Annotated in this window: 22 protein-coding genes and 2 riboswitches; of the genes, 14 read left to right on the top strand and 8 right to left on the bottom strand. The window is 68.2% G+C overall.

Translation table 11 applies throughout. From position 1 onward, the window contains the following. The first annotated feature begins 89 nt into the window (after positions 1-89). A riboswitch (TPP riboswitch) is annotated at positions 90-200 on the top strand. The 3 genes from thiC (at position 192) to BST42_RS08180 (ending at position 3,204) form a co-directional block, all read left to right on the top strand. After that, a complete protein-coding gene (thiC, locus tag BST42_RS08190; RefSeq protein WP_083118082.1) occupies positions 192-1,754 on the top strand; it encodes a phosphomethylpyrimidine synthase ThiC in 1,563 nt (520 codons plus the stop codon). Its footprint overlaps the riboswitch before it by 9 nt. Continuing rightward, positions 1,751-2,587 (top strand): bifunctional hydroxymethylpyrimidine kinase/phosphomethylpyrimidine kinase, encoded by an 837-nt coding sequence (gene thiD / locus BST42_RS08185; RefSeq protein ID WP_083118081.1) that lies wholly within the window; start codon positions 1,751-1,753, stop codon positions 2,585-2,587. Before thiC ends, thiD begins: the two co-directional genes overlap by 4 nt. After that, entirely contained in the window at positions 2,584-3,204 is a 621-nt protein-coding gene (locus tag BST42_RS08180) for an alpha/beta hydrolase family protein (RefSeq protein ID WP_083118080.1), read from the top strand. Before thiD ends, BST42_RS08180 begins: the two co-directional genes overlap by 4 nt. Before the next feature lie 275 nt (positions 3,205-3,479). On the opposite strand, the gene BST42_RS08175 is transcribed toward BST42_RS08180, so the two are convergent. Continuing rightward, complete coding sequence (locus tag BST42_RS08175) at positions 3,480-3,836, bottom strand: hypothetical protein (RefSeq protein ID WP_165760808.1); 357 nt, start codon at positions 3,834-3,836, stop codon at positions 3,480-3,482. Between BST42_RS08175 and BST42_RS30290 the strand changes: the two genes are divergently transcribed. The 5 genes from BST42_RS30290 (at position 3,829) to BST42_RS08145 (ending at position 9,971) form a co-directional block, all read left to right on the top strand. Beyond that, entirely contained in the window at positions 3,829-5,448 is a 1,620-nt protein-coding gene (locus BST42_RS30290) for a hypothetical protein (protein WP_165760807.1), read from the top strand. The genes BST42_RS08175 and BST42_RS30290 overlap by 8 nt on opposite strands. Before the next feature lie 96 nt (positions 5,449-5,544). After that, positions 5,545-7,026 carry a flavin-containing monooxygenase gene (locus BST42_RS08160; protein ID WP_083118076.1) on the top strand — a complete coding sequence of 494 codons (1,482 nt, stop codon included), beginning with the start codon at positions 5,545-5,547 and terminating at the stop codon, positions 7,024-7,026. Positions 7,027-7,043: 17 nt separating this feature from the next. Continuing rightward, positions 7,044-7,304 carry a DoxX-related protein gene (locus BST42_RS08155; protein ID WP_083118075.1) on the top strand — a complete coding sequence of 87 codons (261 nt, stop codon included), beginning with the start codon at positions 7,044-7,046 and terminating at the stop codon, positions 7,302-7,304. A gap of 191 nt (positions 7,305-7,495) precedes the next feature. Further along, positions 7,496-8,758 carry an APC family permease gene (locus tag BST42_RS08150; RefSeq protein WP_264047135.1) on the top strand — a complete coding sequence of 421 codons (1,263 nt, stop codon included), beginning with the start codon at positions 7,496-7,498 and terminating at the stop codon, positions 8,756-8,758. Then, the gene (locus BST42_RS08145; protein WP_083118073.1) at positions 8,712-9,971 is read left to right on the top strand and encodes a uracil-xanthine permease family protein; all 1,260 of its coding nucleotides are present in this window, start codon (positions 8,712-8,714) and stop codon (positions 9,969-9,971) included. The genes BST42_RS08150 and BST42_RS08145 overlap by 47 nt, the downstream gene beginning before the upstream one ends. 58 nt (positions 9,972-10,029) lie before the next feature. Here the strand turns inward: BST42_RS08145 and BST42_RS08140 are convergent, their stop codons facing one another. Beyond that, on the bottom strand, positions 10,030-11,520 hold the full coding sequence (locus BST42_RS08140; protein ID WP_083118072.1) for a M28 family metallopeptidase: 1,491 nt from the start codon (positions 11,518-11,520) through the stop codon (positions 10,030-10,032). A 55-nt stretch (positions 11,521-11,575) separates the two neighbouring features. Here BST42_RS08140 and BST42_RS08135 point away from each other — a divergent pair, with 55 nt between their 5' ends. Both BST42_RS08135 and BST42_RS08130 read left to right on the top strand, forming a co-directional pair. Further along, positions 11,576-12,553, top strand: a complete 978-nt coding sequence (locus BST42_RS08135) for a permease (protein ID WP_083118071.1) — start codon at positions 11,576-11,578, stop codon at positions 12,551-12,553. After that, positions 12,550-13,245, top strand: a complete 696-nt coding sequence (locus BST42_RS08130; RefSeq protein ID WP_083118070.1) for a TIGR03943 family putative permease subunit — start codon at positions 12,550-12,552, stop codon at positions 13,243-13,245. The genes BST42_RS08135 and BST42_RS08130 overlap by 4 nt, the downstream gene beginning before the upstream one ends. On the opposite strand, the gene BST42_RS08125 is transcribed toward BST42_RS08130, so the two are convergent. The 4 genes from BST42_RS08125 to thiO form a co-directional block, all read right to left on the bottom strand. Further along, a complete protein-coding gene (locus tag BST42_RS08125) occupies positions 13,236-14,003 on the bottom strand; it encodes an SGNH/GDSL hydrolase family protein (protein ID WP_083118069.1) in 768 nt (255 codons plus the stop codon). The genes BST42_RS08130 and BST42_RS08125 overlap by 10 nt on opposite strands. Continuing rightward, positions 14,000-14,770, bottom strand: a complete 771-nt coding sequence (locus BST42_RS08120; protein ID WP_083118068.1) for a thiazole synthase — start codon at positions 14,768-14,770, stop codon at positions 14,000-14,002. Before BST42_RS08120 ends, BST42_RS08125 begins: the two co-directional genes overlap by 4 nt. Beyond that, on the bottom strand, positions 14,763-14,960 hold the full coding sequence (gene thiS, locus BST42_RS08115) for a sulfur carrier protein ThiS (RefSeq protein ID WP_083118067.1): 198 nt from the start codon (positions 14,958-14,960) through the stop codon (positions 14,763-14,765). The genes BST42_RS08120 and thiS overlap by 8 nt, the downstream gene beginning before the upstream one ends. Further along, positions 14,957-15,964: a glycine oxidase ThiO gene (gene thiO / locus BST42_RS08110; protein WP_083118066.1), complete on the bottom strand. Its 1,008-nt coding sequence runs from the start codon at positions 15,962-15,964 to the stop codon at positions 14,957-14,959. Before thiO ends, thiS begins: the two co-directional genes overlap by 4 nt. Beyond that, positions 15,959-16,068: riboswitch (TPP riboswitch) on the bottom strand. Its footprint overlaps the gene before it by 6 nt. A 24-nt stretch (positions 16,069-16,092) precedes the next feature. Here thiO and thiE point away from each other — a divergent pair. After that, on the top strand, positions 16,093-16,764 hold the full coding sequence (thiE, locus tag BST42_RS08105) for a thiamine phosphate synthase (protein WP_083118065.1): 672 nt from the start codon (positions 16,093-16,095) through the stop codon (positions 16,762-16,764). Here thiE and BST42_RS08100 read toward each other — a convergent pair. Beyond that, complete coding sequence (locus tag BST42_RS08100; RefSeq protein ID WP_083118064.1) at positions 16,757-17,338, bottom strand: NUDIX hydrolase; 582 nt, start codon at positions 17,336-17,338, stop codon at positions 16,757-16,759. The two genes, thiE and BST42_RS08100, sit on opposite strands and share 8 nt — an antisense overlap. Positions 17,339-17,489: 151 nt before the next feature. On the opposite strand from BST42_RS08100, the gene glnX reads away from it, so the two are divergent. Genes glnX through BST42_RS08085 form a run of 3 tightly spaced genes read left to right on the top strand, consistent with a single transcriptional unit; the run spans position 17,490 to position 22,062 of the window. After that, on the top strand, positions 17,490-18,809 hold the full coding sequence (gene glnX / locus BST42_RS08095) for a protein kinase G-activating protein GlnX (protein WP_083118374.1): 1,320 nt from the start codon (positions 17,490-17,492) through the stop codon (positions 18,807-18,809). A 32-nt stretch (positions 18,810-18,841) separates the two neighbouring features. Continuing rightward, positions 18,842-19,810 carry a glutamate ABC transporter substrate-binding protein gene (locus BST42_RS08090; protein WP_207569465.1) on the top strand — a complete coding sequence of 323 codons (969 nt, stop codon included), beginning with the start codon at positions 18,842-18,844 and terminating at the stop codon, positions 19,808-19,810. Next, complete coding sequence (locus tag BST42_RS08085; protein WP_083118062.1) at positions 19,810-22,062, top strand: serine/threonine-protein kinase PknG; 2,253 nt, start codon at positions 19,810-19,812, stop codon at positions 22,060-22,062. Before BST42_RS08090 ends, BST42_RS08085 begins: the two co-directional genes overlap by 1 nt. Here the strand turns inward: BST42_RS08085 and BST42_RS08080 are convergent. After that, positions 22,059-22,826, bottom strand: a complete 768-nt coding sequence (locus BST42_RS08080) for a cytochrome c oxidase assembly protein (RefSeq protein WP_237159315.1) — start codon at positions 22,824-22,826, stop codon at positions 22,059-22,061. The genes BST42_RS08085 and BST42_RS08080 overlap by 4 nt on opposite strands. Positions 22,827-22,866 lie beyond the last annotated feature (40 nt).

The following is a 22,866-nucleotide window of genomic DNA, read 5'->3' as shown; positions in this document are numbered from 1 at the left end:
GAATCGAATTTCACTTTTCGCAGCCAAAGATCGAGAAGTCCGCTGCCAAAAGTGAAACTCGCGGCCCGGCTGCTAGCGTGGGCGACGGAAACCAACCACACGGGAGCGCACAACGAGTGCGCTGAGAGGACGGCTGACCGGCCGTCGACCGTAGAACCTGTCCGGGTAATGCCGGCGTAGGGAGATGCGTAATGAGTGCTGTTGATCCCGAAATCACCACCGGCCCGATCGCCGGGAGCACGAAGATCTACCGCGACGGCGTTCCGTTTCGCCGGGTGAACCTGTCGAACGACGAGCACCTGGACCTCTACGACACCTCGGGTCCCTACACCGACGCCGACGCGGTGATCGACCTGCACGCCGGCTTGCCTGCCCGGTCCGGGATCGTCACCGACCGCGGCACCCAACTGCAGCGGGCCAGATCCGGCGAGATCACCGCGGAGATGGCGTTCATCGCCGCGCGGGAGGGCGTCGACGCCGAACTTGTGCGCGACGAGGTGGCGCGCGGGCGGGCGGTGATCCCCGCCAACCATCGCCACCCGGAGAGCGAGCCGATGATCATCGGCAAGGCCTTCGCCGTGAAAGTCAATGCCAATATCGGCAATTCGGCGGTCACCTCCTCGATCGGCGAGGAGGTCGACAAGATGGTGTGGGCCACCCGGTGGGGCGCCGACACGATCATGGACCTGTCGACCGGTGCCGATATCCACACCACTCGGGAGTGGATTCTGCGCAACTCCCCGGTTCCGGTCGGCACCGTCCCGATGTACCAGGCGCTGGAGAAGGTCAAGGGCGACCCGACCCGGATGACGTGGGAGATCTACCGCGACACCGTGATCGAGCAGTGCGAGCAGGGCGTGGACTACATGACCGTGCACGCCGGCGTGCTGTTGCGCCACATCCCGCTGACGGTCAACCGCGTCACCGGGATCGTCAGCCGCGGCGGTTCCATCATGGCGGCCTGGTGCCTGGCCCACCACCGAGAGTCGTTCCTGTACACCAACTTCGAAGAACTGTGCACGATCCTCGCGCGCTATGACGTCACGTTCTCACTGGGCGACGGCTTGCGTCCGGGTTCGATCGCCGACGCCAACGACGCGGCCCAGTTCGCCGAACTGGCCACCCTCGGCGAGCTGACGAAGATCGCGAAAGCCGCTGGGGTGCAGGTGATGATCGAGGGCCCCGGCCACGTCCCGATGCACAAGATCGTCGAGAACGTGCGTCTCGAGGAAGAACTGTGCGAGGAGGCCCCCTTCTACACACTGGGGCCGCTGGCCACCGACATCGCGCCCGGCTACGACCACATCACGTCGGCGATCGGGGCGGCGATCATCGCCCAGGCCGGCACCGCGATGCTGTGCTACGTCACGCCGAAGGAGCACCTCGGCCTACCCAACCGCAAGGACGTCAAGGACGGCGTGATCGCTTACAAGATCGCCGCCCACGCCGCCGATCTTGCGAAGGGCCACCCGCGCGCGCAGGAACGCGACGACGCGCTGTCGCGGGCCCGGTTCGACTTCCGCTGGCACGACCAGTTCGCGCTGTCCCTGGATCCCGACACCGCGCGCGAGTTCCACGACGAAACCCTGCCCGCCGAGCCCGCAAAGACCGCACACTTCTGCTCGATGTGCGGGCCGAAATTCTGCTCGATGCGCATCACGCAGGACATTCGCGACGCAATGGCCACCAAATCCGAGGAGTTCGCCGCACACGGCAACCGGGTGTACATCCCTCTGGAAAACTCAGTGCCGTGAATGTGCTCCCCCTGACCCCGCCGGGCCAGACGCCCCTGCGCGTCATGACCATCGCCGGCTCCGACTCCGGTGGCGGCGCGGGCATCCAGGCCGACATGCGCACCTTCGCACTGCTCGGGGTGCACTCGCTGGTCGCCGTGACCGCGGTGACCGTGCAGAACTCCCTGGGCGTCAAGGGGTTTCACGAAATTCCCACCGATGTGATCGCCGGCCAGATCGAGGCCGTGGTGACCGACATCGGTGTGCAGGCCGCCAAGACCGGGATGCTGGCCAGCTCGGCGATCATCGAAACCGTGGCGGGCACGTGGCGTGACCTCGGTCTGGCGGGCACCACGCCGTTCGTCGTCGACCCCGTCTGCGCCTCGATGCACGGCGACCCGCTGTTGCACCCGTCGGCGCTGGAGACGCTGCGCAGCCAGCTCTTCCCGCTGGCCAGTCTGGTCACCCCCAATCTCGACGAGGTCCGCCTGCTGGTGGGCATCGACGTCGTCGACGAGCAGACCCAGCGCGATGCCGCCAAGGCGCTGCACGCACTGGGTCCGCAGTGGGCGCTGGTCAAGGGTGGTCATCTGCGGGGATCGACGCACAGTCCGGACCTGCTGTACGACGGCACCGACTTCCACGAGTTCGATGCCCCGCGGGTGGACACCGGCCACGACCACGGCGCCGGTGACACGTTGGGGGCGGCCACCGCGTGCGCTCTGGCGCACGGGTATTCGATGCCCGACGCGGTGGCGTTCGGCAAGGCCTGGGTCACCGAGTGCCTCCGCGCGGCGTATCCGCTCGGCAGCGGCCACGGCCCGGTGTCGGCGCTGTGGCGACTGCAGTCATGACCGACCTCGACGAGATCGCCGGCGTCGCACACGAACCGGAAGGCACCCCGGCCGGCGTGGTGGTGCTCACCCACGGCGCCGGCGGGAGCCGGGAGTCGCCTCTGCTGATCCGGATCTGCGACGAGTGGGCATCCCGCGGCTGGCTCGCGGTCCGCTACAACCTGCCCTATCGACGACGCCGCCCGAAGGGACCGCCCTCGGGATCGGCTGCCGGCGACCGGGACGGGATCGTCGACGCACTCGCGCTGGCCCGCTCGCTGGCAACGGGACCGCTGCTGGCCGGCGGACATTCGTACGGGGGCCGGCAGACCTCGATGGTCGTCGCCGAGAATCCCGGCCTTGTCGACGTGCTGACCCCGTTCTCCTATCCCCTGCATCCGCCCGGCAAGCCGGACCGGTTGCGCACCGAACACTTCGGCGGCATCACGGTGCCGACGGTGTTCACACACGGCACCGCCGATCCGTTCGGCACCATCGACGAACTTCGGGAGGCGGCCACACTCATCCCCGCGCCGGTGGCGATCGTCGAAGTCACCGGCGCTCGCCACGATCTCGGCTCGAAGAGGCTCGACGTGCCGGCCCTCGCTGTCGACGCCGCGCTGTCGGCACTGTCCTGATCTCTATGACGAAAGCCGGTACGGTAAGCGGGATTCGGCTCACCACGGCATCGAGCGCCGATTCTGCTGATCGCTAGACGTATCGGCACATCCGTTTTATGCTTCGCGCAGACTTTGCGTCAATATACGTTAGCTAACCCAACTTCTGTGCGTTGTTCCGTCGGGGAGGGACACATGAATCTTCGTCATGCAGCAAAAACTGCTCATTCGCAGCGCAATTCCACCGCCGAGGCGCGGGCCCGAATTCGCTCGATAGCAAATATCGGTGTCGACAGCTATTCAGGCCTGATTTGCTGGATGGGGGCGTCGGCGATCGCCCTCGGCGTCGGCCTCGCGATCGCGTCGAACCCGGCGGTCGCGTCGGCAGACACCGGTTCGTCCGGCGCCGGCAGCGGCTCCTCGAAGGCGAGTTCGTCGGCGTCAGGCCCGGCGAAGTCCTCGGCGAATTCCGGAACGACGAAGCCGTCGACGAAGGCCGGCTCAGCACGCACCTCGAGTCCGGTCAAGAAGACCGTTGTCACGCAGCGGGATTCGGGCTCCGATAAGCAGCCACTCAGTGGCGCCGCCACCGACCCCACGGTGTCGTCAGCGAAGACCGCGACCACCACACCGACCGCCGCGGCGGTGACCACCACGCCCCGTTCGGCCGCGGTCGGTGCGCTGGGCGGTTTCGAGTCGATCGTCAGCGTCTTCTTCGGCAACGGCACCGCCGCGCATCCCAACGGCGGGATCATCGCAGGCAACGGCTACTCCTGGACCGCAGAGACGTGCAGCGCCGGCGCGGCCTGCAATGGCGGTCGGGGTGGCATCTTCGGCAACGGCGGCAACGGATTCAACGGCGGTAACGGCGGCGCGGCCGGCTGGTTCGGCAACGGCGGCGCCGGTGGGACCGGGGTGGACGCCGTCTACGCCGTCGACGGCACCCTCACCTCCGAGGCCACCCGCGGCGGCACCGGCGGCCGGGGCGGCATGCTCGTCGGCAACGGCGGCCGGGGCGGCGACGGCGGTTGGGATGTCGACGGCCCGAGCGGTGACGCCGTCGCAGCCGACGGCGGAGCCGGTGGCAGCGGTGGCTTCTACTTCGGCACGAACGGCGACGGCGGCGACGGCGGCACCGCGTTTTCGGCCGACGGAATCGCGGTGGCCGGCAATGGCGGCGCCGGCGGCAGCGGTGGGTACGGCACCGGCGGGCGGGGCGGCAATGGCGGCATGGCCGTAGCAGACGCCGGCACCGCACTCGCGGGCAATGGCGGCGCCGGTGGCGCCAGCATCTTCGGACTCGGCGGATTGGGCGGCAACGGCGGGGTCGGCGACGCAGAGAGCGCCAACCCGGACGACGCCGCGTTCGGCGGCGACGGGGGCCGCGGTGGCGCCAGCGCCTTCGGGATCGGTGGACGTGGCGGCGCCGGCGGCGACGGCGCCGCATACAACGCGGCCGACAGCCTCGGCGGAAGCGGTGGCGCCGGCGGCGATACCGGATTCGGCATGGGCGGCACCGGAGGCCTCGGCGGCGACGGCTACTCCGACGACGGTGACGCCGAAGGCGGCTTCGGCGGCAACGGCGGTCAGGTGTTCGCCGGCGTCGGCGGCGCGGCGGGTGCCGGCGGCCTGGCGGTCGCCTACGCCAACGGCAACGCCGAGGGTGGCGACGGCGGGATCGGTGGTGGCGGCACATTGTTCGCCATCGGCGGGAACGGCGGCCGCGGCGGTGACGCCGACGCGTTCGGCACCGGAACCGCATCCGCGGGCATCGGCCAGTCCGGTGGCACCGGTGGCTTGTTCGGACTGCGCGGCCGGGCCGGTGTCGACGGGACGATCGCGGCGGCGGACGCCGGTGACAGCACGACCGTGCAACCCGTCGCAGCCCGAGTGAGTGCTGCCGCGGCAGCGGCCGACACCGACGACATCGCCATGCGCCAATACCTCGAACGGGTCGCGGAGATCCAGCGAGCCGACGACATCGCGTTGCAGAGCTGGCAGAACCAGGTCAACTACATCGACCGCCAGTACAAGACGAACTACGCCAACTACGTCAACCGCTTCAACTACATCAACAAGCTGAACGCGTACAACTACAACGTCTACAAGAAGCGGTATGCCGCCTGGGTGCGCAACAAGAAGCGTGGAGTGCGGCCGACGTACACCAAGTACTCGCTGCCCACCGCACCGCAGCGGGCTCCGTACCCGCCCAAGCCCCTTCGCACGCCGTTGCCGCCGGCTCCCACGCCGACGACTGCGAGCTGACCAATCCGCGGGACTGATGGGTAGTCGACATCAGTCCCCGGATTTGGGGCCCAACGGCTTATCTTACTGGCGAGTAAGATACGGTAGTCTGTTCGCATGCCAACGCAGTACGACGCGATCATCGTCGGTGCCGGTTTCGGCGGAATCGGCGCCGCGATCGAGCTCAAGCGCCTCGGATTCGACAACTTCGTCATCCTGGACCGCGAGGACGATCTCGGCGGCACCTGGTACGTCAACCACTACCCGGGTCTGACCGTCGACGTCCCCACCACCACGTATTCGTATTTCTTCGAGCCCAACCCGAACTGGGACCGGCTGTTCTCGACCGGCGCCGAGATCAAGCAGTACGCCGACAACGTCGCCGACAAGTACGACGTGCGCCGCCACATCCGGTTCAACACGACCGTCGAAAGCGCGCGCTGGGACGAAGAGGACAAGCTGTGGCGGGTCACGGTCGCCGACGGTGACACCCTGGCGGCGCGGTACCTGATCACCGCGACGGGCTTTCTGTCGCAGCCGCGCACGCCGGAGATCCCGGGCATCGACACCTTCGAGGGCAAGATCGTCCACACCGCGGCGTGGGACGACAGTTACGACGCCACCAACCGCAAGATCGGCATCATCGGGACTGGCGCCACCGCGGTCCAACTGATCCCCGAATTGGCCCGCGACGCAGCCGATCTCACCGTGTATCAGCGCACCGCCATTTATGTCGTGCCCAAGATCGACATCAAGTTCTCCGCCAGGGCCAAGCGGGTGTTCGCCCGCGTACCGCTGACCCAGCGCGTCATTCGCGCCGTCACCGATTTCGTCTACGAGGTGCTGGTCGACTGGGGCATCCTGCACTACAGCCGTTTCCCGTTGGGCAATCGCGCAGCGGCCTACCTGTCCAAGGTGTGGCGCTTCGCCGTCATCCGGGACAAGGAACTGCGGCGCAAGCTCACCCCGGACTACGCCTTCGGCTGCAAGCGGCCGACGTTCTCCAACAAGTTCTACCGGGCGTTCACCCGGCCGAATGTGCACCTGCAGTCCAGCGGCATCGACCACATCGAGGCCGACGGGATCGTCGCCAACGACGGCACCAAGTCCGTCATCGACACCCTGGTGCTGGCAACAGGTTTCGATCTCTGGGAGGCCAATTTCCCGGCCATCGAGGTGATCGGGCGCGACGGCCGCAACCTGGGTAAGTGGTGGCGCGAGACCCGATTCCAGGCCTACCAGGGTGTCTCGGTTCCGTACTTCCCCAACTTCCTGAGCCTGGCCAGTCCGTATGCGTTCCTCGGCTTGAACTTCTTCAACTCGATGGAATATCAGATGCGGCACATGGACCGGCTTTTCGGCGAACTGAAGCAGCGCGGGGCCACCACGTTCGAGATCACCGAGGAAGCCAACGCCCGCTATCTGGATGAGATGACGGAGTTGCTCGGCACCTCTTTGTTCACCCTCGGCAACTGCGCGACAGCGCGGTCGTACTATTTCAATCCCAGTGGTGAGGCGACGCTGTTGCGGCCGATGACTACGCACGAAGCACTACGCGAAGCGTCGACGTACCCCGTCTCCGACTACCACATCAGTTGACCTGCGAGAGGACGTCGATGTCTGCAGAGCCGTTGATCAAAGCGACCGGGCTGGTCGTGGCCGCCACCGGGTTGTCGCACTTCGTGCGCCCGGAGCTGTTCGAATCCGCCACCAAGTCGGCGTTTCCGGACAACACGTTGCAGCACACCTACATCGACGGCGGCATCGAGACCGCGATCGGCCTGGCTCTGATCGCACCCAAGACGCGCAAGCTCGCGCTGGCCGGCTTGCTGGCCTACGGCGCCTATCTGGGTGCCAACATCGTCCGCAACCGCTGACGTTCAAGATCACAGTTCCGACAAGGTTTACGGCACCGTCAGATTTTTCGCTTACATTGATCAAGCACGGCGACGCGTACGTCGTTGGTTTGTGAGGATGCCACGCGAAATGGGTCGGGGGACCGTGCCGGACCGGCTTGGGCGCGGGTGACCGCTCCCTCGCCGGTCCGCATTCATCTTGAGCGCCTAGCATCCCGGCCGTGAGCACGCTTGAGCGCCGTCTGGGCACCACCGATGCCGTGATCATCGGGCTCGGTTCGATGGTCGGGGCCGGCATTTTCGTCGCACTGGCGCCGGCCGCCGCGGCGGCGGGTTCCTGGTTGTTGGTCGGGCTGGCGGTCGCCGCCGTGGTCGCCTACTGCAACGCCTCATCCTCGGCCCGACTGGCGGCGCTCTACCCGCAATCGGGTGGCACCTACGTCTACGGCCGGGAACGGCTCGGCGACTTCTGGGGCTATCTGGCCGGCTGGAGCTTCGTGGTCGGCAAGACCGCGTCGTGTGCGGCGATGGCATTGACCGTCGGCTTTTACGTGTGGCCCGCCTACGCCCACGCGGTGGCTGTTGCCGCGGTGGTGGCGCTGACCGCGGTGAACTATCGCGGCATTCAAAAATCGGCGCTGCTGACCCGCGTCATCGTCGCTGTCGTTCTGGCGGTGCTGGCCGCGGTCGTGGTGATCGTGGCCGGTTCGGGACGCGGGGACGTCGACCAGTTGCGGCTCGGCCACGGCACGGTACTGGGCGTGCTACAAGCGGCGGGCCTGCTGTTCTTCGCGTTCGCCGGTTACGCGCGGATCGCCACCCTCGGTGAGGAGGTGCGCGATCCGGCCCGGACCATCCCGCGGGCCATCCCCCTGGCGCTCGGGCTCACGCTCGTCATCTACGTGGCCGTCGCGGTCACGGTCCTCACGGCATTGGGTCCGGACCGATTGGCAACGGCCGCAGCACCATTGGCAGATGCGGTGCGGATCGCCGGGGCGGCCGGATTCGAACCGGTGGTCCGGGTCGGCGCGGCGGTCGCGGCGCTGGGCTCCCTTCTGTCGTTGATTCTGGGCGTGTCGCGAACCACCCTGGCGATGGCGCGCGATCACCACCTGCCGGTCGGGTTGGCCGCCGTACATCCGCGCTTCGGCGTTCCGCACCGCGCCGAGGTCGCTGTCGGTGTGGTCGTCGCAGTACTCGCCGCGGTGGCCGATGTCCGTGGGGTGATCGGCTTTTCGTCGTTCGCGGTGCTGGTGTATTACGCGGTCGCCAACGCCTCGGCGTGGACGCTGGGTCGCCGAATCATCCCCGCCGTCGGGCTGGCCGGCTGCGTGGTGCTGTCGGTCGCACTGCCACTTCCGGCGGTGCTGTCCGGCGCCGGGGTGCTCATCCTTGGCGCCGTGATCTACGCGGTGCGGCGGTTACGGTATGACCGTGATTCCCATGACCTGGACACCGGTGGAAAGCCGGGCTGACCAGAACTTTGTCGTCGCCCCGCACGAGCGGTTGAGCTGGCCCCGCACACTCGGTATCGGTGCCCAGCACGTGGTCGCCATGTTCGGTGCCACGTTCCTGGTGCCGGTGCTCACCGGATTCCCGCCGGCCACGACGCTGCTGTTCTCCGGTATCGGGACGCTGCTGTTCCTGCTGATCACCGGCAACCGGTTGCCCAGCTATCTCGGCTCCAGCTTCTCGGTGATCGCGCCGGTGACCGCCGCGGTGGCCTCGCACGGCGCAGGCAGCGCGCTGGGCGGGTTGATCGCGGTCGGGGTGCTGTTGATCGTCATCGGCCTCGCCGTGCACCTGGCCGGCACCCGCTGGATCGACATCGCGCTGCCGCCGGTCGTCACCGGCGCCATCGTCGCGCTGATCGGATTCAATCTGGCACCGGCCGCCAAGACGAACTTCGAGAAGGGCCCGCTGGTCGGCATCGTCACGCTGGTGCTGCTGGTGGCGGCGCTGGCGTTCTTCCGCGGCATCATCGGACGGCTGGCGATCTTCCTGGCCGTGGTCGCCGGTTATCTGTTGGCGCTGGCGGTCGGCCAAGTGGACACCGCGGGCATCGCGGCGGCCGGGTGGATCGGACTGCCGGAGTTCCAGACGCCGACGCTGAACCTCTCGGTCCTGCCGATGTTCCTGCCCGCGGTGATCGCGCTGATCGCCGAGAACATCGGGCACGTGAAATCGGTGGGCCAGATGACCGGGGTCGACACCGACCCGCTGACCGGCCGCGCGCTGGCGGCCGATGGGGTCGCGACCGTGCTGGCCGGTTTCGGCGGCGGCTCGGCCACCACCACCTATGCCGAGAACATCGGCGTGATGGCCGCCACCCGGGTGTACTCCACGGCCGCGTATTGGGTGGCCGGTGTGACCGCGATCCTGTTGGCGTTGTGCCCCAAGGTCGGAGCGACGATCTCGGCGATCCCGCCCGGCGTGCTCGGCGGTGCGACCGTCGTGCTCTACGGCTTGGTCGGCGTGCTGGGTGTGCGGATCTGGCTGACCAATCGGGTGGACTTCAGCCTGCCGGTCAACCAGATGACCGCCGCGATCGCGCTGATCGTCGGCATTGCCGACTTCACTTGGAAGATCGGCAATCTCACGTTCACCGGCATTGCACTCGGATCGATCGCCGCACTCGTCATCTACCACGGCATGCGGGCGTTGGGGGTGCTGCGCTCACGGCACTGAGGTCGCACTCAGATCCATATCTCCGCCGAAAAAGCGATCTGAGTGCGATGTCAATGCATTACGACAGCGCGCCCGCGTGCCTGGTGCGGTCCTCGCGAATCGGAATGCCGTTGCGGCCCTCGATGTCCTGGGCGTAGAGACCGACGGAGAACGCAACTCCGCCGCCGAGGATGCCCAGCGCGGTCTTGTCGACGTGATCGATGGTGTCGGTCGCCTTGTGATAGTTCGGATCGAACGGCGCGTCGGCGGTACCGCCCCACAGCTTCTGCTGATCGGCGGTCTTGTTCTCCTCGGCACCCGAGAACAGCCCGCCCGAGGGAATTCCTGCCTTGGTGAACGCGTCGTAGTCCGAGCGGCCGTCGAAAGACGTGTCCTGGGCGGTCTTTCCGGCCGACTTCAGGTAGGCGACCAACGTCCGCTCGATACCCGCCGAGCCTTCCGGCACCCGCGGAGCGCGCTCCCCGCGCCCCGGGGCGGTGGACTGGTCACCGTCGTAGGTGAAGTAGCCGGGATTGGGTGAGCCGATCATGTCGTAGTTCAAATACAGCGCAATGTCCTTGAGCTGGTCAACATTCAGCGACTCGATGTACTTGTTGGATCCGATGGTCCCGAGCTCCTCGGCACCCCAGAACGCGAACCGCACAGCGTTTTTCACATCGGGATTGGCGCCGAGCTGCACCGCGGTCTCCAGCACAGCGGCCACCCCGGAGCCGTTGTCGTTGATGCCAGGGCCCTCGGGAACGCTGTCCAGGTGGGCGCCGGTCATAATCACGTCAGTGGTGGATCCGGTCTTGGTCTGCGCGATGACGTTGCGCGCGTTGACCAGTTGCGTGCTGGCCTCGAGCTTGAGCATCGTCGGCCCGGGATTGGCGCGTAGCCGCGCGCCGTCGGCCTTGCTCACCCCGACCACCGGGATCTTGACGTCGGTGGTCTCTCCGAGGGTGGCGCCCATCACCGGCTCGTCGACGTTGTCGGCGACCACCATCGCGACCGCACCGAGCTTGGCCGCGATGGCCTGCTTGTCGGAGAACGGGCAACTACCCCGGTCGACGAGTACCACGGCGCCCTGGACGGCAAGACCGTTGTAGTCGGCCGGCGCGCAGCCCGGAGTGTCGTCCGCCGGGGCGGCCACCAACGGCCCGGTGACGCCCTGCGGCGGGGTGGAAAGGCTGAACTCCGCGGCCTGCGCGGTGACCGTGTCGCCGCCCACCCGCAGCTCCGGCTTACCCGCTTTGAACACCTTGGCCTGGAACTCGGGGGTCTGGACATCGAACCCCTTCGAGCGCAGCACGCCGGCCACATAGTCGACGCTGGCATCGAAGCCGGGGGTACCCACCGCCCTGGTCCCCTTGTTGGCGTTGGCGATGTCCTGAAGCTTTTGCAGGTGCGCCATCATGGCGTCGGTGGTGACCCGCTGACGGAGCTCATCGGCGAACTGCGCGGCGGCCTTGGCCGGCGCGGGTGGTTGCCCGGAGTCGGCAGGCCGGTTGCATCCGGCCACGGCGGTGACGGCGACGGCCAGCGCGACGGCCGCGTGTCTGTACTTCATCGCGCCCAGGGTACGTATCGGCGAGTGCGCAGGTTCGGGTGGCACCATATGCCCGATGACCGTCACGTCCCCGCGCCGCCGCCTGGTGACCTCCACCGAGGTGCTGGTGGCCGCATTGGTGGTGTGTGCGCTGGCGGGAACCTGGATGCGCGACGGGGTCGCGGGTGATCCGCGGCTGTCCACTGCGGGAACCGTGTTCGCCGGGGTGTTTCTGCAGGCTGTGCCGTTTCTGGTGCTCGGCGTGGTGATCAGCGGACTGATCGCCGCGTTCGTGTCCCCGCAGCGGCTGGCTCGGTGGTTACCGCGCCGCGCGCCCGTGGCGGTGCTGGCCGCGGGCGTGGCCGGTGCGGCGCTGCCGGGGTGCGAGTGCGGGTCTGTCCCGGTGGCCCGGCGTCTGTTCGGCGACGGAGCGACCGGTGCGGCGGCGCTGACGTTCATGCTCAGCGCGCCGGCGATCAATCCGGTGGTGCTGGTCGCCACCGCGGTGGCGTTCCCGGGTCAACCCGAGATGGTGGCGGCCCGCTGCGCCGCATCGTTGGCTACCGCGGTGGTGATGGGAATGTTGTGGTCGCGTTGGGGCCGGCCGGGCTGGGTCACCCGCAGGCTGCCCCGCTCCGACGACGCGGATCAGTCCCGCTGGGTCGCGTTCACCGAGGCCGCCCGGCATGACTTCCTGCAGGCGGGCTCCTACCTGGTGATCGGGGCCGCGGCCGCCGCCACGCTGCGCGTCGTGGTGCCGCCGTGGATGTTCGAGCATGTGGCCGGCCACCTGGTGATCGGCGTGATCACGATGGCGCTGCTGGCGTTCGTCCTGGCGCTGTGCTCGGAGGCCGACGCCTTCGTCGCGGCCAGCCTCACCATGGTGCCGCTGGTGCCTCGGCTGGTGTTCCTGGTGGTCGGCCCGGCTGTCGACATCAAACTCGTTGCCATGCAGGCGGGTTTGTTCGGCCGGAGTTTCGCGTTGCGCTTCGCCCCGGTGACCCTGGTGGTGGCGACGGTGCTGGCGACGGCGGTCGGACTGGTGCTGCTGTGAGACGCGAAACCGAGAACACGCTACTTCTGATCGTCGGCATCGCCCTGGTGATGGTCACCGTCACCGGTGCCTACACCCGATACGTCAAACCGGGAATGCTTCTGTGGCTGGCGATCTCGGCAGTCGTGCTTCTCGGGCTGGCATTGACCGCGATCGCGCGCGACGTCCGGCGCGGCGGCCCCAACCACGAGCACGGCGGTCACCATCACCGCAACGGCATCGTCTGGTTGTTGATGCTGCCGGTGATCCTGCTGATTTTTGTGGTGCCACCGGCACTGAGTGCGCGGGCAGCGGCTCCCGCGACGGTGTCGATGGCCCGGTCGTTCCCGCCGCTGCCGCCGGGGCCTGCGCCGTCGCTGTCGCTGCCCGAGGTGTTGATGCGGGTTGCGGTCGGCAAGGTCGGCGGCCTGGACGCCCACCCGATCACCACGACCGGTTTCACGATGCGCGACGGCGATCGCGTCGACTTGGCCAAGATCGTGATCGTCTGTTGTGCCGCCGATGCTCAGCTGGCCCGGCTGCACCTGTCCGGGCCTGCGGCGCAGGCTGCCGCCGCGATGCCGGAGAACACCTGGCTGCGGGTGGTGGGCACGGCGCCGGCGGGCCAAACCTATTCCGGCACAGGGTCGATACCCACCCTCGAGGTGACCAGCGTGGTGCGGATCGACCCACCGGCCAACACCTACGGCTGACGCACCTTCGCGACGATGAGATCGGCGACCGCGCGCATGCCTGCCGCGTTGGGGTGCCATGGCTTCGGCCGCCACGGCAGCAAGGAACCGGCGCCGACCGTGCACGGTTCGGCCGACCACGGGTGGTGGTCGCGGCTCATCTCCGCGGCATGGATCACCTCGCACCCGGTCGCGAGCGCGGCTTCGAAGGTCTGATCGGCCAGCCGCGCTGCGATGTGGCGACCCAGGTCGGCGATGTCGTCCGGAAGTGGTGGCGCAGGTGTTCCCGCGGGAGGCAGCAGGGTCAGGTAGTCCACGAACAGGATGCGCGCTCGCGGTGATCGCTCCCGCAGCACCTGGCCCACTTCACGCAGCGACGCACCCACCTGGTTCAGCGCCGCGCCCCTGGCCGACGGGTTCAGGAGTTCATCCAGTCGCGCGCCGAGCACCGGAAGTTTGTGCAGGACCGGCGGGAGCGTCGCGGCGAACAACAACGGGACGTAGCCGACGTCGTTACCGCCGATGGTGACGGTGACCAGTTCCTCCGCGCCGTTCAGGGCGTCGATTTGCGGTGGCGCACCGTGCTGCCGGTCACGCAGCACGTGGGCGGTGGTGGCACCGGAGTAGGTGACGTCAACGAGGTCGAGGCCCAGTCGTTCGGCGGTCAGGTGTGGGTAGTTACGGGCCGACCGGCCGGCCGCGATCGGAGAACCTGCCGCCCTGGGCCGGATCCCCGGGCCGGCTGCCATCGAACTTCCCAGAGCCACATAACGGCTCACGCGTCCTGCCAGGCAATGGACGGACTCGAGGCCTGCGCCCAGAACCGCTTGGGGATGCGTCCGGCGTGCCGGGCCAGCAGGCCCGCGGTCACCGCGGCGGCCATCGCCGCCGCCATCGCGGGCGGATCGGCGGCCCGCGTCACAGCACTTGCCAAAAGCACTGCGTCACAACCCAATTCCATCGCAAGCGCAGCGTCGCTGGCGGTGCCGATCCCGGCGTCGAGAATCACCGGCACACCGGCGGCCGCGACGATCATCTCGATGTTGTGCGGATTGGAGATGCCCAGCCCGGTTCCGATCGGTGAGCCCAGCGGCATCACTGCCGCGCACCCGGTGTCCTCGAGGCGGCGGGCCAGCACCGGATCGTCGTTCGTGTACGGCAGCACCACGAAGCCGTCGTCCACCAATTGCTCTGCTGCCCGGACCAATTCGACAGCATCGGGCAACAGGGTGCGCTCGTCGGCGATCACCTCGAGTTTGATCCAGTTGGTGCCCAACGCCTCGCGGGCCAGTTGTGCGGTCAACACCGCTTCGGCCGCTCCGCGACAGCCCGCGGTGTTCGGCAGCGGGGTGATCTCCAGGCGGGCAAGCAGATCCAGTACGCCGGTGCCGCCCTCGGCGTCCACCCGGCGCATCGCGACGGTGGTCAGCTCGGTGCCCGACGCCACCAAAGCCTCCTCGAGCACGGTCAGGTTCGGCGCACCACCGGTGCCGAGGATCAACCGCGAGCCGAACGTCCGTCCCGCGATCGTGAGTTGTTCAACCACCTTGCACCGCCGTCACCACTTCCACTCGAGCACCGTCGGGAACCGCCGAATCCCATTGTGAGCGTGGCAGAACCGCCCAGTTCACCGCGACCGCGATACCGCGCTCGGGAAAGCCGAGGGTGTCCAGCAGCCCCGATACGGTGGTGCCGTCGTCGACTTCGAGTTCCTCGTCGTTGACCATCAGCTTCACGCGTGTGCTCCCATCAGCTCTGCGGCGATGCGTTGCGCGGTCCAGGGCGCCAACAGGAATCCGGACCGGCCGTGTCCGGTGGCCACCAGGGTGCGCTCGTCGAGCCGGCCGACGATCGGCATGTTGTCCGGTGTCATCGGCCGCAAACCCGCCGCGCACTCGGCCAACTCGTATTCGCCAAGCGCGGGCATCACCTCGCAGGCGTCGTCGAGCAGTTCGCGCACCCCCGCCACGGAGGGCGCGGTGTCGCGGCCGTGTTCGTACTGGGTCGCACCGACCACCACCCCGTCGGCGCGCGGCACCAGGTAGACCGAACGGCCATGCACGCGGGCCCGAACCACTCGCTGCGGCACCGGCATACAGCCGCGCCGCCAGCGCAGCCGCAGTACCTCGCCTTTCACCGGCCGCACCGGCAAACCCGGCCACAGTGCAGGCGCGTCGATGCCGTTGGCGATGACGACGGCGTCGACACCGTCGCGGGCGTCGTCGAGACGTTCCACCGGCGCGGCCCACTGCACCCCGAGCTGCTCACAGTGGGCCTCCAGGGCCGCCACCAGTTTGCGGTTGTCCACCGCCAGCTCGTCGGTGGCGAGGAATCCGTGCCGAATACCTTGGGCCAGAAGCGGTTCGGTGTCGCGGGCGGTGGTCGTCACGGTGACCGGATGCCCTTGGGCCGACAACCAGTCCGCGACGGTCCGCAGATCGGTGGCGTCGGCCCGGTCCACACCGACCACCAGCGACTCGCGCGCGGTGACGACATCGGCGGGCAGACCGTCGAGGAAGCCGGCGTGCCACAGCCGCAGCGACTCCAAACCCACCGCAAGCAGTTGTTCCTCGCCCGGCCAGCCTTCGCTGTGCGGAGTCAGCATCCCACCGGCCACCCACGACGCGCCCCACGTCGTGGTTCGGTGCACCCGGACCGACAGCCCGTCGAGCAGGGCGCGCCGTGCCACCGCGAGTCCGATGACGCCGCCACCGATGACGGCCAGAGAATTCTTCGACATATCCCTTTCGCTTCCTTCGCCGGCATGACCCGGATCAGGTGGTGACGGTCTGGAGCGTTGCGCTCCACTCTCAGCCCCGCCCCGGGGCTCCCGTGCCGATCCTCCACGCTAGCCGCTACCGTCGCGGTGTGCACGAACCTCGCTCCAGGCTTGCAACCGCACGGCTGTACCTGTGCACCGATGCCCGCCGCGAACGCGGTGACCTGGCCCAGTTCGCCGACGCTGCGCTGGCCGGCGGCGTCGACATCATCCAGCTTCGGGACAAGGGTTCAGCCGGTGAGCAGCAATTCGGCCCGCTGGAGGCTCGCCATGAGCTGGCCGCACTGGAAATCCTGACCGAGGCCGCCCACCGGCACGGAGCGCTGGTGGCGGTCAACGACCGCGCCGACATCGCCCGCGCGGCGGGCGCCGACATCCTGCACCTGGGTCAGGACGACCTGCCGCTGACCGTGGCCCGCGACATCGCCCCGAGGGCCCTGATCGGCCGCTCCACCCATCAGAGCGGCGAGGCCGCGCGCGCGCTCACCGAGGACGTCGACTATTTCTGCGTCGGCCCGTGCTGGCCGACGCCGACAAAGCCGGGCCGGCCCGCGCCCGGCCTGGATCTGGTGCGCGACGTCGCGGCCATGGGTTCAGCCAAGCCGTGGTTCGCGATCGGCGGGATCGACGAGACGCGCCTGCCGGAGGTGCTCGAAGCCGGGGCAGACCGAATTGTGGTGGTGCGGGCGATCACCGGGGCCGACGACCCGAAGGCCGCCGCTGAGCGACTCCGCGCGGCGCTCGACCAGCCGGCTAGCTGACTTCCGCGGCTGTCGAGGTGCACCAGGCGAACACTCCGGCCCTGATCTCCACGGTGTGCGGAACCGGCAGCAGGCATTCCTCGTGATCGTGGGCGCTCAGCATCGTCGTGATGCGTAAGCGTTCCCAGCTGGCGGCGAACCCGGGGTGCAGCGGGAGCTCGATCACCTCGTCCTCGGCGACCCAGCGCAATTCGGAGCTCTCCCGGTTCGCGACAGTGCTCAGCAGTTCGGGGGCGTCGGCGACGACGGTGGTGTAGCTCCACTGCGCGCCGCCGGCGCCGACGACCTCTGCCGTCACCACGGTCGCGCGGACCCGGACATGTTCGGCGAGCAGGCCGGCTTCTTCGTGGGCCTCGCGCACCGCGGCCTGCTCGGGGGTCTCGTGGCTGTCGCGGGCGCCGCCGGGCAGCGCCCAGGTGCCGCCCTGGTGGCTCCACGGGGCCCGGTGCTGAAGCAGCACCGCAGGCGTACCGTCGGCGCGAGGCGCCCGCAGCAACAAACCCGCGGCGCCATGCCGTCCCCAATAGGGCGTGCCGGTATCCGACACCACCCAACCGTCGCCATCCCCGCGCACGCGTTCAGGATAAGCACGCCACGCCCGACTTAGGTCGGTCGATCCCGCCCCATCCGTCACAGCACCTCTTAGGATTGTCTCAGAAAGCGTGCCGGGTATACCGGCAAAGAGCAGCAGTGGATCCGGACAACACGGAATGAGGTCCGCGAACGTGACCGTCGAGCTGGCGCACCCGTCGACCGAGCCGTTGGGCCAGCGGTCGACGGTGCCGCCCGCTCATCCCCGGTGGTGGTTCGTCCGCACCACGCCCGGACGCATCCTGACCCTCGGCGTCATCCTCGCCACGCTCGGCATCCTCAGCGCGTTCGCCACCTCGACGACGATCACCGACCGGCAAACGCAACTGACCGCGGTCCTCAACCACACGGAGCCGCTGTCCTTCGCCGCCGGCCAGCTTTACACCACCCTGTCGGTGGCCGACGCCGCCGCGGCGACCGCGTTCATCGCCGGCTCCGAGCCGCGCGCGGTACGACAGCGCTACGAGCAGGCGATCACCGACGCGGCCGTCGCCGTCACCCGCGCATCCAGCGGCCTCACCGACGAACCCCTGGTGCAGTTGCTGGGCCGGATCAACGCGCAGCTGGCCGTCTACACCGGCCTGATCGAGACGGCGCGGACCAACAACCGGATGGGCAATCCGGTCGGCTCGTCGTATCTCTCGGAGGCCTCGGCCCTGATGCAGCAGCAGATCCTGCCGGACGCGCAGCGGCTGTACGAGCAGACCTCGGCGCGAGTCGACGCCGAGACCACGGCCTCCACCCGCATCCCGGCACCGGTGATCCTGGTCGTGGCCATCACGCTGCTGTTCGGGGCGTTCGGTCATCGGTGGCTGGCCGACCGGACCAAACGCCGGGTGAACGTCGGCCTGATCGCCGGCGGGCTGGCGATCGTGGTCATGATCATCTGGGTGGGCTCGGCGTTGCTCATCTCCACCGCAGGCAGCCGGGCTGCCAAGAACACCGCGGCCGAGTCGCTGAAGACAGTGACTAATCTGGCGATCACCGCCCAGCAGGCGCGCGCCGACGAGACGTTGTCGCTGATCCGGCGCGGGGACGAAGACGTCCGCAAGCGCTCCTACTACCAACGCGTCGAAGCCATGCACACACAACTCACCGAGTACCTCGGCCGCAAGGACGCCATCGCCAAGGACGACCTGGCCGGTGCCGACCAGTTGCTGACCAAGTGGCGGCAGGCCGACGAACGAATCAACGCCTACATCTCGGTCGGCAACTACCAGGCCGCGACCCAGGTGGCGCTGGGCACCGGTGAGGACGACTCGACACCGGCATTCGACAAGCTCGACGCGGCGCTGTCCAGCGGCATCCGGCAAAGCCGCAACCAACTGCGCAACGACATCCTGTCCGCTCGCCGGGTGCTGTCCGGCACCACCGTCGGCGGAGTGGTGCTCTCGGTCGGGGCGGCGGTGTCGGTGGCGCTCGGGCTGTGGCCGCGGCTCAGCGAGTACCGGTGATGAGCGCCCGCGCGAAGAACAGACGAGTGGGGATGAGGATGCGCAGGCTGCTCTGCATCGCGGTCGCCGCGGCGACCGTGCTCAGCGGCTGCGGCAAGACGGAGTTCATCGGGGCTCCCCCGGTGCCGACCCTGGCCCCGCCGACGCCGGCCGGGATGCAGGAGCTCGCGCCGGAACCGCCCCAGCGGCCCGATCCGTCGGAGAATTCCTGCGACCGCACCGCCAGCCTGCGGCCCTTCCCCACCAAGGCCGAGGCCGACGCGGCGGTCGCCGGGATCCGCGCCCGGGGCCGGCTGATCGTCGGGCTCGACGTCGGCAGCAACCTGTTCTCGTTCCGCGATCCGATCACCGGGGAGATCACCGGGTTCGACGTCGACATCGCCGGCGAGGTGGCCCGCGACATCTTCGGGACGCCGTCGGCCGTCGAGTACCGCATCCTGTCGTCGGCCGACCGGATCACGGCGCTGCAGAACAACACCGTCGACATCGTGGTCAAGACCATGACGATCACCTGTGAGCGCCGCAAGCAGGTGAACTTCTCGACCGCGTATTTCATGGCCTACCAACGCATTCTGGCCCCGCGGGAGTCGGCCATTTCACAGGCCTCCGACCTGTCCGGCCGTCGGGTGTGCGTGGCCAGCGGGACCACGTCGCTGGACCGGGTGCGTCAGATCGCCCCGCCGCCGATCATCGTGACGGTGGTGAGCTGGGCGGACTGCCTGGTCGCGTTGCAGCAACGCGAGGTCGACGCGGTCAGTACCGACGACTCCATTCTGGCGGGCCTGGTCGCCCAGGATCCGTATCTGCACATCATCGGACCGAACATGGCTCAGGAGCCGTACGGCATCGGGATCAATCTGGCCAACACCGGGCTGGTGCGGTTCGTCAACGGGACCTTGGAGCGCATCCGCCGGGACGGCACGTGGAACACGCTGTACCGCAAGTGGTTGACGGTACTGGGACCCGCGCCCGCTCCCCCGACGCCGAGGTATCTGGACTGATGGCCGGCTCCGATCAGCCAGACCTCGACGTCGGAACCCAGCCTGCGTCGTTCGACGATTTCGCCATGGACTCGGCGTCGACGATGCGGCCGATGGCCACCCAAGCGATCTACCGGCCGCAGTTCGAGGACGACGACGACTCGATCGGCAGTGTGGGCACCGAGCCGGAGGCCATGCATCACCCCACCGTCGCCCGCAAGCTGTCGCCGACCCGGCGGCTCGGGGGCGGTCTGGTGGAGATTCCCCGGTACCCCGAGATCGACCCGCTCAAGGCGCTGATGGTCAATCCCGTTGTCGCCGAGGCGAAGCGGTTCTGCTGGAACTGTGGACGTCCGGTGGGCCGCTCGACCGAGGACGGTGAGGCGCCGTCGGAGGGTTGGTGCCCGCACTGCAACAGCCCGTATTCATTTGTGCCGCAGCTAGTTCCCGGTGACATGGTCGCCGACCAGTACGAGATCAAGGGATGCGTGGCGCACGGCGGCCTGGGTTGGGTGTACCTGGCTGTCGATCACAACGTGAACGAGCGACCGGTGGTGCTCAAGGGTCTTGTGCATTCCGGGGATGCCGAGGCGCAGGCCATCGCGATGGCCGAGCGGCAGTTCCTTGCCGAGGTGGTCCATCCGTCGATCGTCAAGATCTTCAACTTCGTCGAACACCCCGACTCCCATGGCGAGCCCGTGGGCTACATCGTGATGGAGTACGTCGGCGGAAAGTCTCTGAAACTGCCCAAGGGCGAGAAGCTTCCGGTGTCCGAAGCCATCGCCTACGTGCTGGAGATCCTGCCTGCGCTGGGCTATCTGCATTCGATCGGCTTGTGCTACAACGACCTCAAGCCGGAGAACGTGATGGTGACCGAGGAGCAGCTCAAGCTGATCGACCTCGGCGCGGTGTCGCGGATCAACTCGTTCGGCTACCTCTACGGCACCCCCGGCTATCAGGCGCCCGAGATCGTCCGGACCGGACCGACCGTGGCCAGCGACATCTACACGGTTGGCCGCACCCTGGCGGCCTTGACGCTGAACCTTCGAACCCGCAAGGGCCGCTACGTCGACGGGCTGCCCGAAGACGACCCGGTGCTCAAGAAGTATGACTCGTTCGCGCGGCTGCTGCGCCGGGCGATCGACCCGGATCCGCGCCGCCGCTTCGCCAGCGCCGAGGAGATGTCGTCGCAGCTGCTGGGTGTACTGCGTGAGGTGGTCGCCGAGGACACCGGTGTGCCGCGGCCCGGCCTGTCGAACGTCTTCACCCGCACCCGGGCGGCGTTCGGGGTGGAGCTGCTGGTGGCGCACACCGATGTGTACCTCGACGGACTGGCCCATGCCGAGAAGCTGACCGCCGCCGAGATCGTCACCGCCCTACCGGTTCCCCTGGTGGATCCCACCGATATCGCCGCGACCGTGCTGTCCGCGACGGTGCTGTCGCAACCGGTTCAGACGCTGGACTCGCTGCGCGCGGCCCGGCACGGCGTACTCGACTCCGAAGGGGTCGACCTAACGGAGTCGATCGAATTGCCGCTCATGGAGGTCCGCGCTCTGCTGGACCTCGGGGACGTCGCAAAGGCCAACCGCAAGCTCGACGACCTGGCCGAGCGGGTGGGCTGGCGCTGGCGGCTGATCTGGTTCAAGGCGGTCTCCGAGTTACTCACCGGCGACTACGATTCGGCGACAAAGCATTTCACCGAGGTCCTGGACATATTTCCGGGCGAGCTGGCGCCGAAGCTGGCCCTGGCGGCAACGGCCGAGCTGGCCGCCACCTCCGACGAGCTGCCGTTCTACCGGACCGTCTGGCACACCGACAACAACTCCATCTCGGCGGCGTTCGGTTTGGCCCGGGCCCTGTCGGTGGAGGGCGATCGCGAAGCCGCGGTCCGAACACTCGACGAAGTCCCTGCTGCATCAAGGCATTTCACGACGGCCAGGTTGACCAGCGCGGTGACGTTGCTGTCCGGGCGGTCAGCCCACGAGCTGTCCGAGGAGCAGATCCGCGATGCCGCGCACCGGGTGGAAGCGCTGCCTGATTCCGAACCGCGCGTGCTGCAGATTCGCGCACTGGTGTTGGGCACCGCGATGGACTGGATGAGCGAGAACACGGCCAGCACCAACCACATTCTCGGGTTCCCGTTCACCGAGCACGGTCTGCGCCTGGGCGTCGAGGCCTCATTGCGCAGCCTCGCGCGGGTGGCGACCAGTCAGGCTCACCGCTACGCACTGGTCGACATGGCCAACAACGTGCGACCGACCAGTACGTTCTAGCGCGAGAAGCGCTCACGGAGCGTGGGGTCATTCTCCCACCACAACCCCGAGACCCCGGCCGCGGTCGCCTCGTCGAGTTCGACGTCCGTCCGCTTGGCCTTTCGACGCTCGTCGCTTCCGAGCTGACGCATCAGCGCCACCACGAACGGAATGCTCAGCACATCGCCGACGATCCACAGAATGCCCGCACCGATGGACTGGTCGGTCCGTGGGCTCGGTCCCCAATCACGGTGCAGCGCAGCGTAGTAGTCGACGGCGATCAGTGGGCCAAGCCAGAGCACGATGCCGAGCAGGCCATCAGCCAAGGACTCCACGACACTGATGCCGATGGACAGCATCGGGGAGAACCGTCGCGGCACGGGGTCGACCTGCAGCCGGGTGTAGAAGTACCCGAACCCGACGAGCACCAGCAGCACTCGGGTCCCCGCCGCCAGTGGTCCGGTCATCGAGGCGACATACCAGGGTGTCAGGTAGAGCAGCCACGGCGTGGCCAGCATGGCGGCGGACGTCGCCAGCGGGGACAGTGCCACCCGCATGACCCGCGAGCCCAGCGTCCGGTCCACGATTCGTCCGATGGGCGGCGAGAGCGCGCACACCCACGCCACCGGCCGAGCTGATGCCAGCAGAAACGGCGCGACGAACAACAGCAGCAGCACCTGCAACGCGCGCACCCAGAACAGGACCGGTGCGTACTCGCCGACGGCGCTGAACGTGGCCAACGCCCACACGGCTATGCCCAGCACCAAGCATGACCAGCGAACCACAGCTGCCGACGGTAAACCGGTCAGCTTGGGATCGACTGTG

The organism is Mycolicibacterium rhodesiae (assembly GCF_002086695.1).
Classification (GTDB): Bacteria; Actinomycetota; Actinomycetes; order Mycobacteriales; family Mycobacteriaceae; genus Mycobacterium; species Mycobacterium rhodesiae.
The sequence above is the reverse complement of the archived record's forward strand: the minus strand, read 5'-3'. Positions and strand labels throughout refer to the sequence as shown.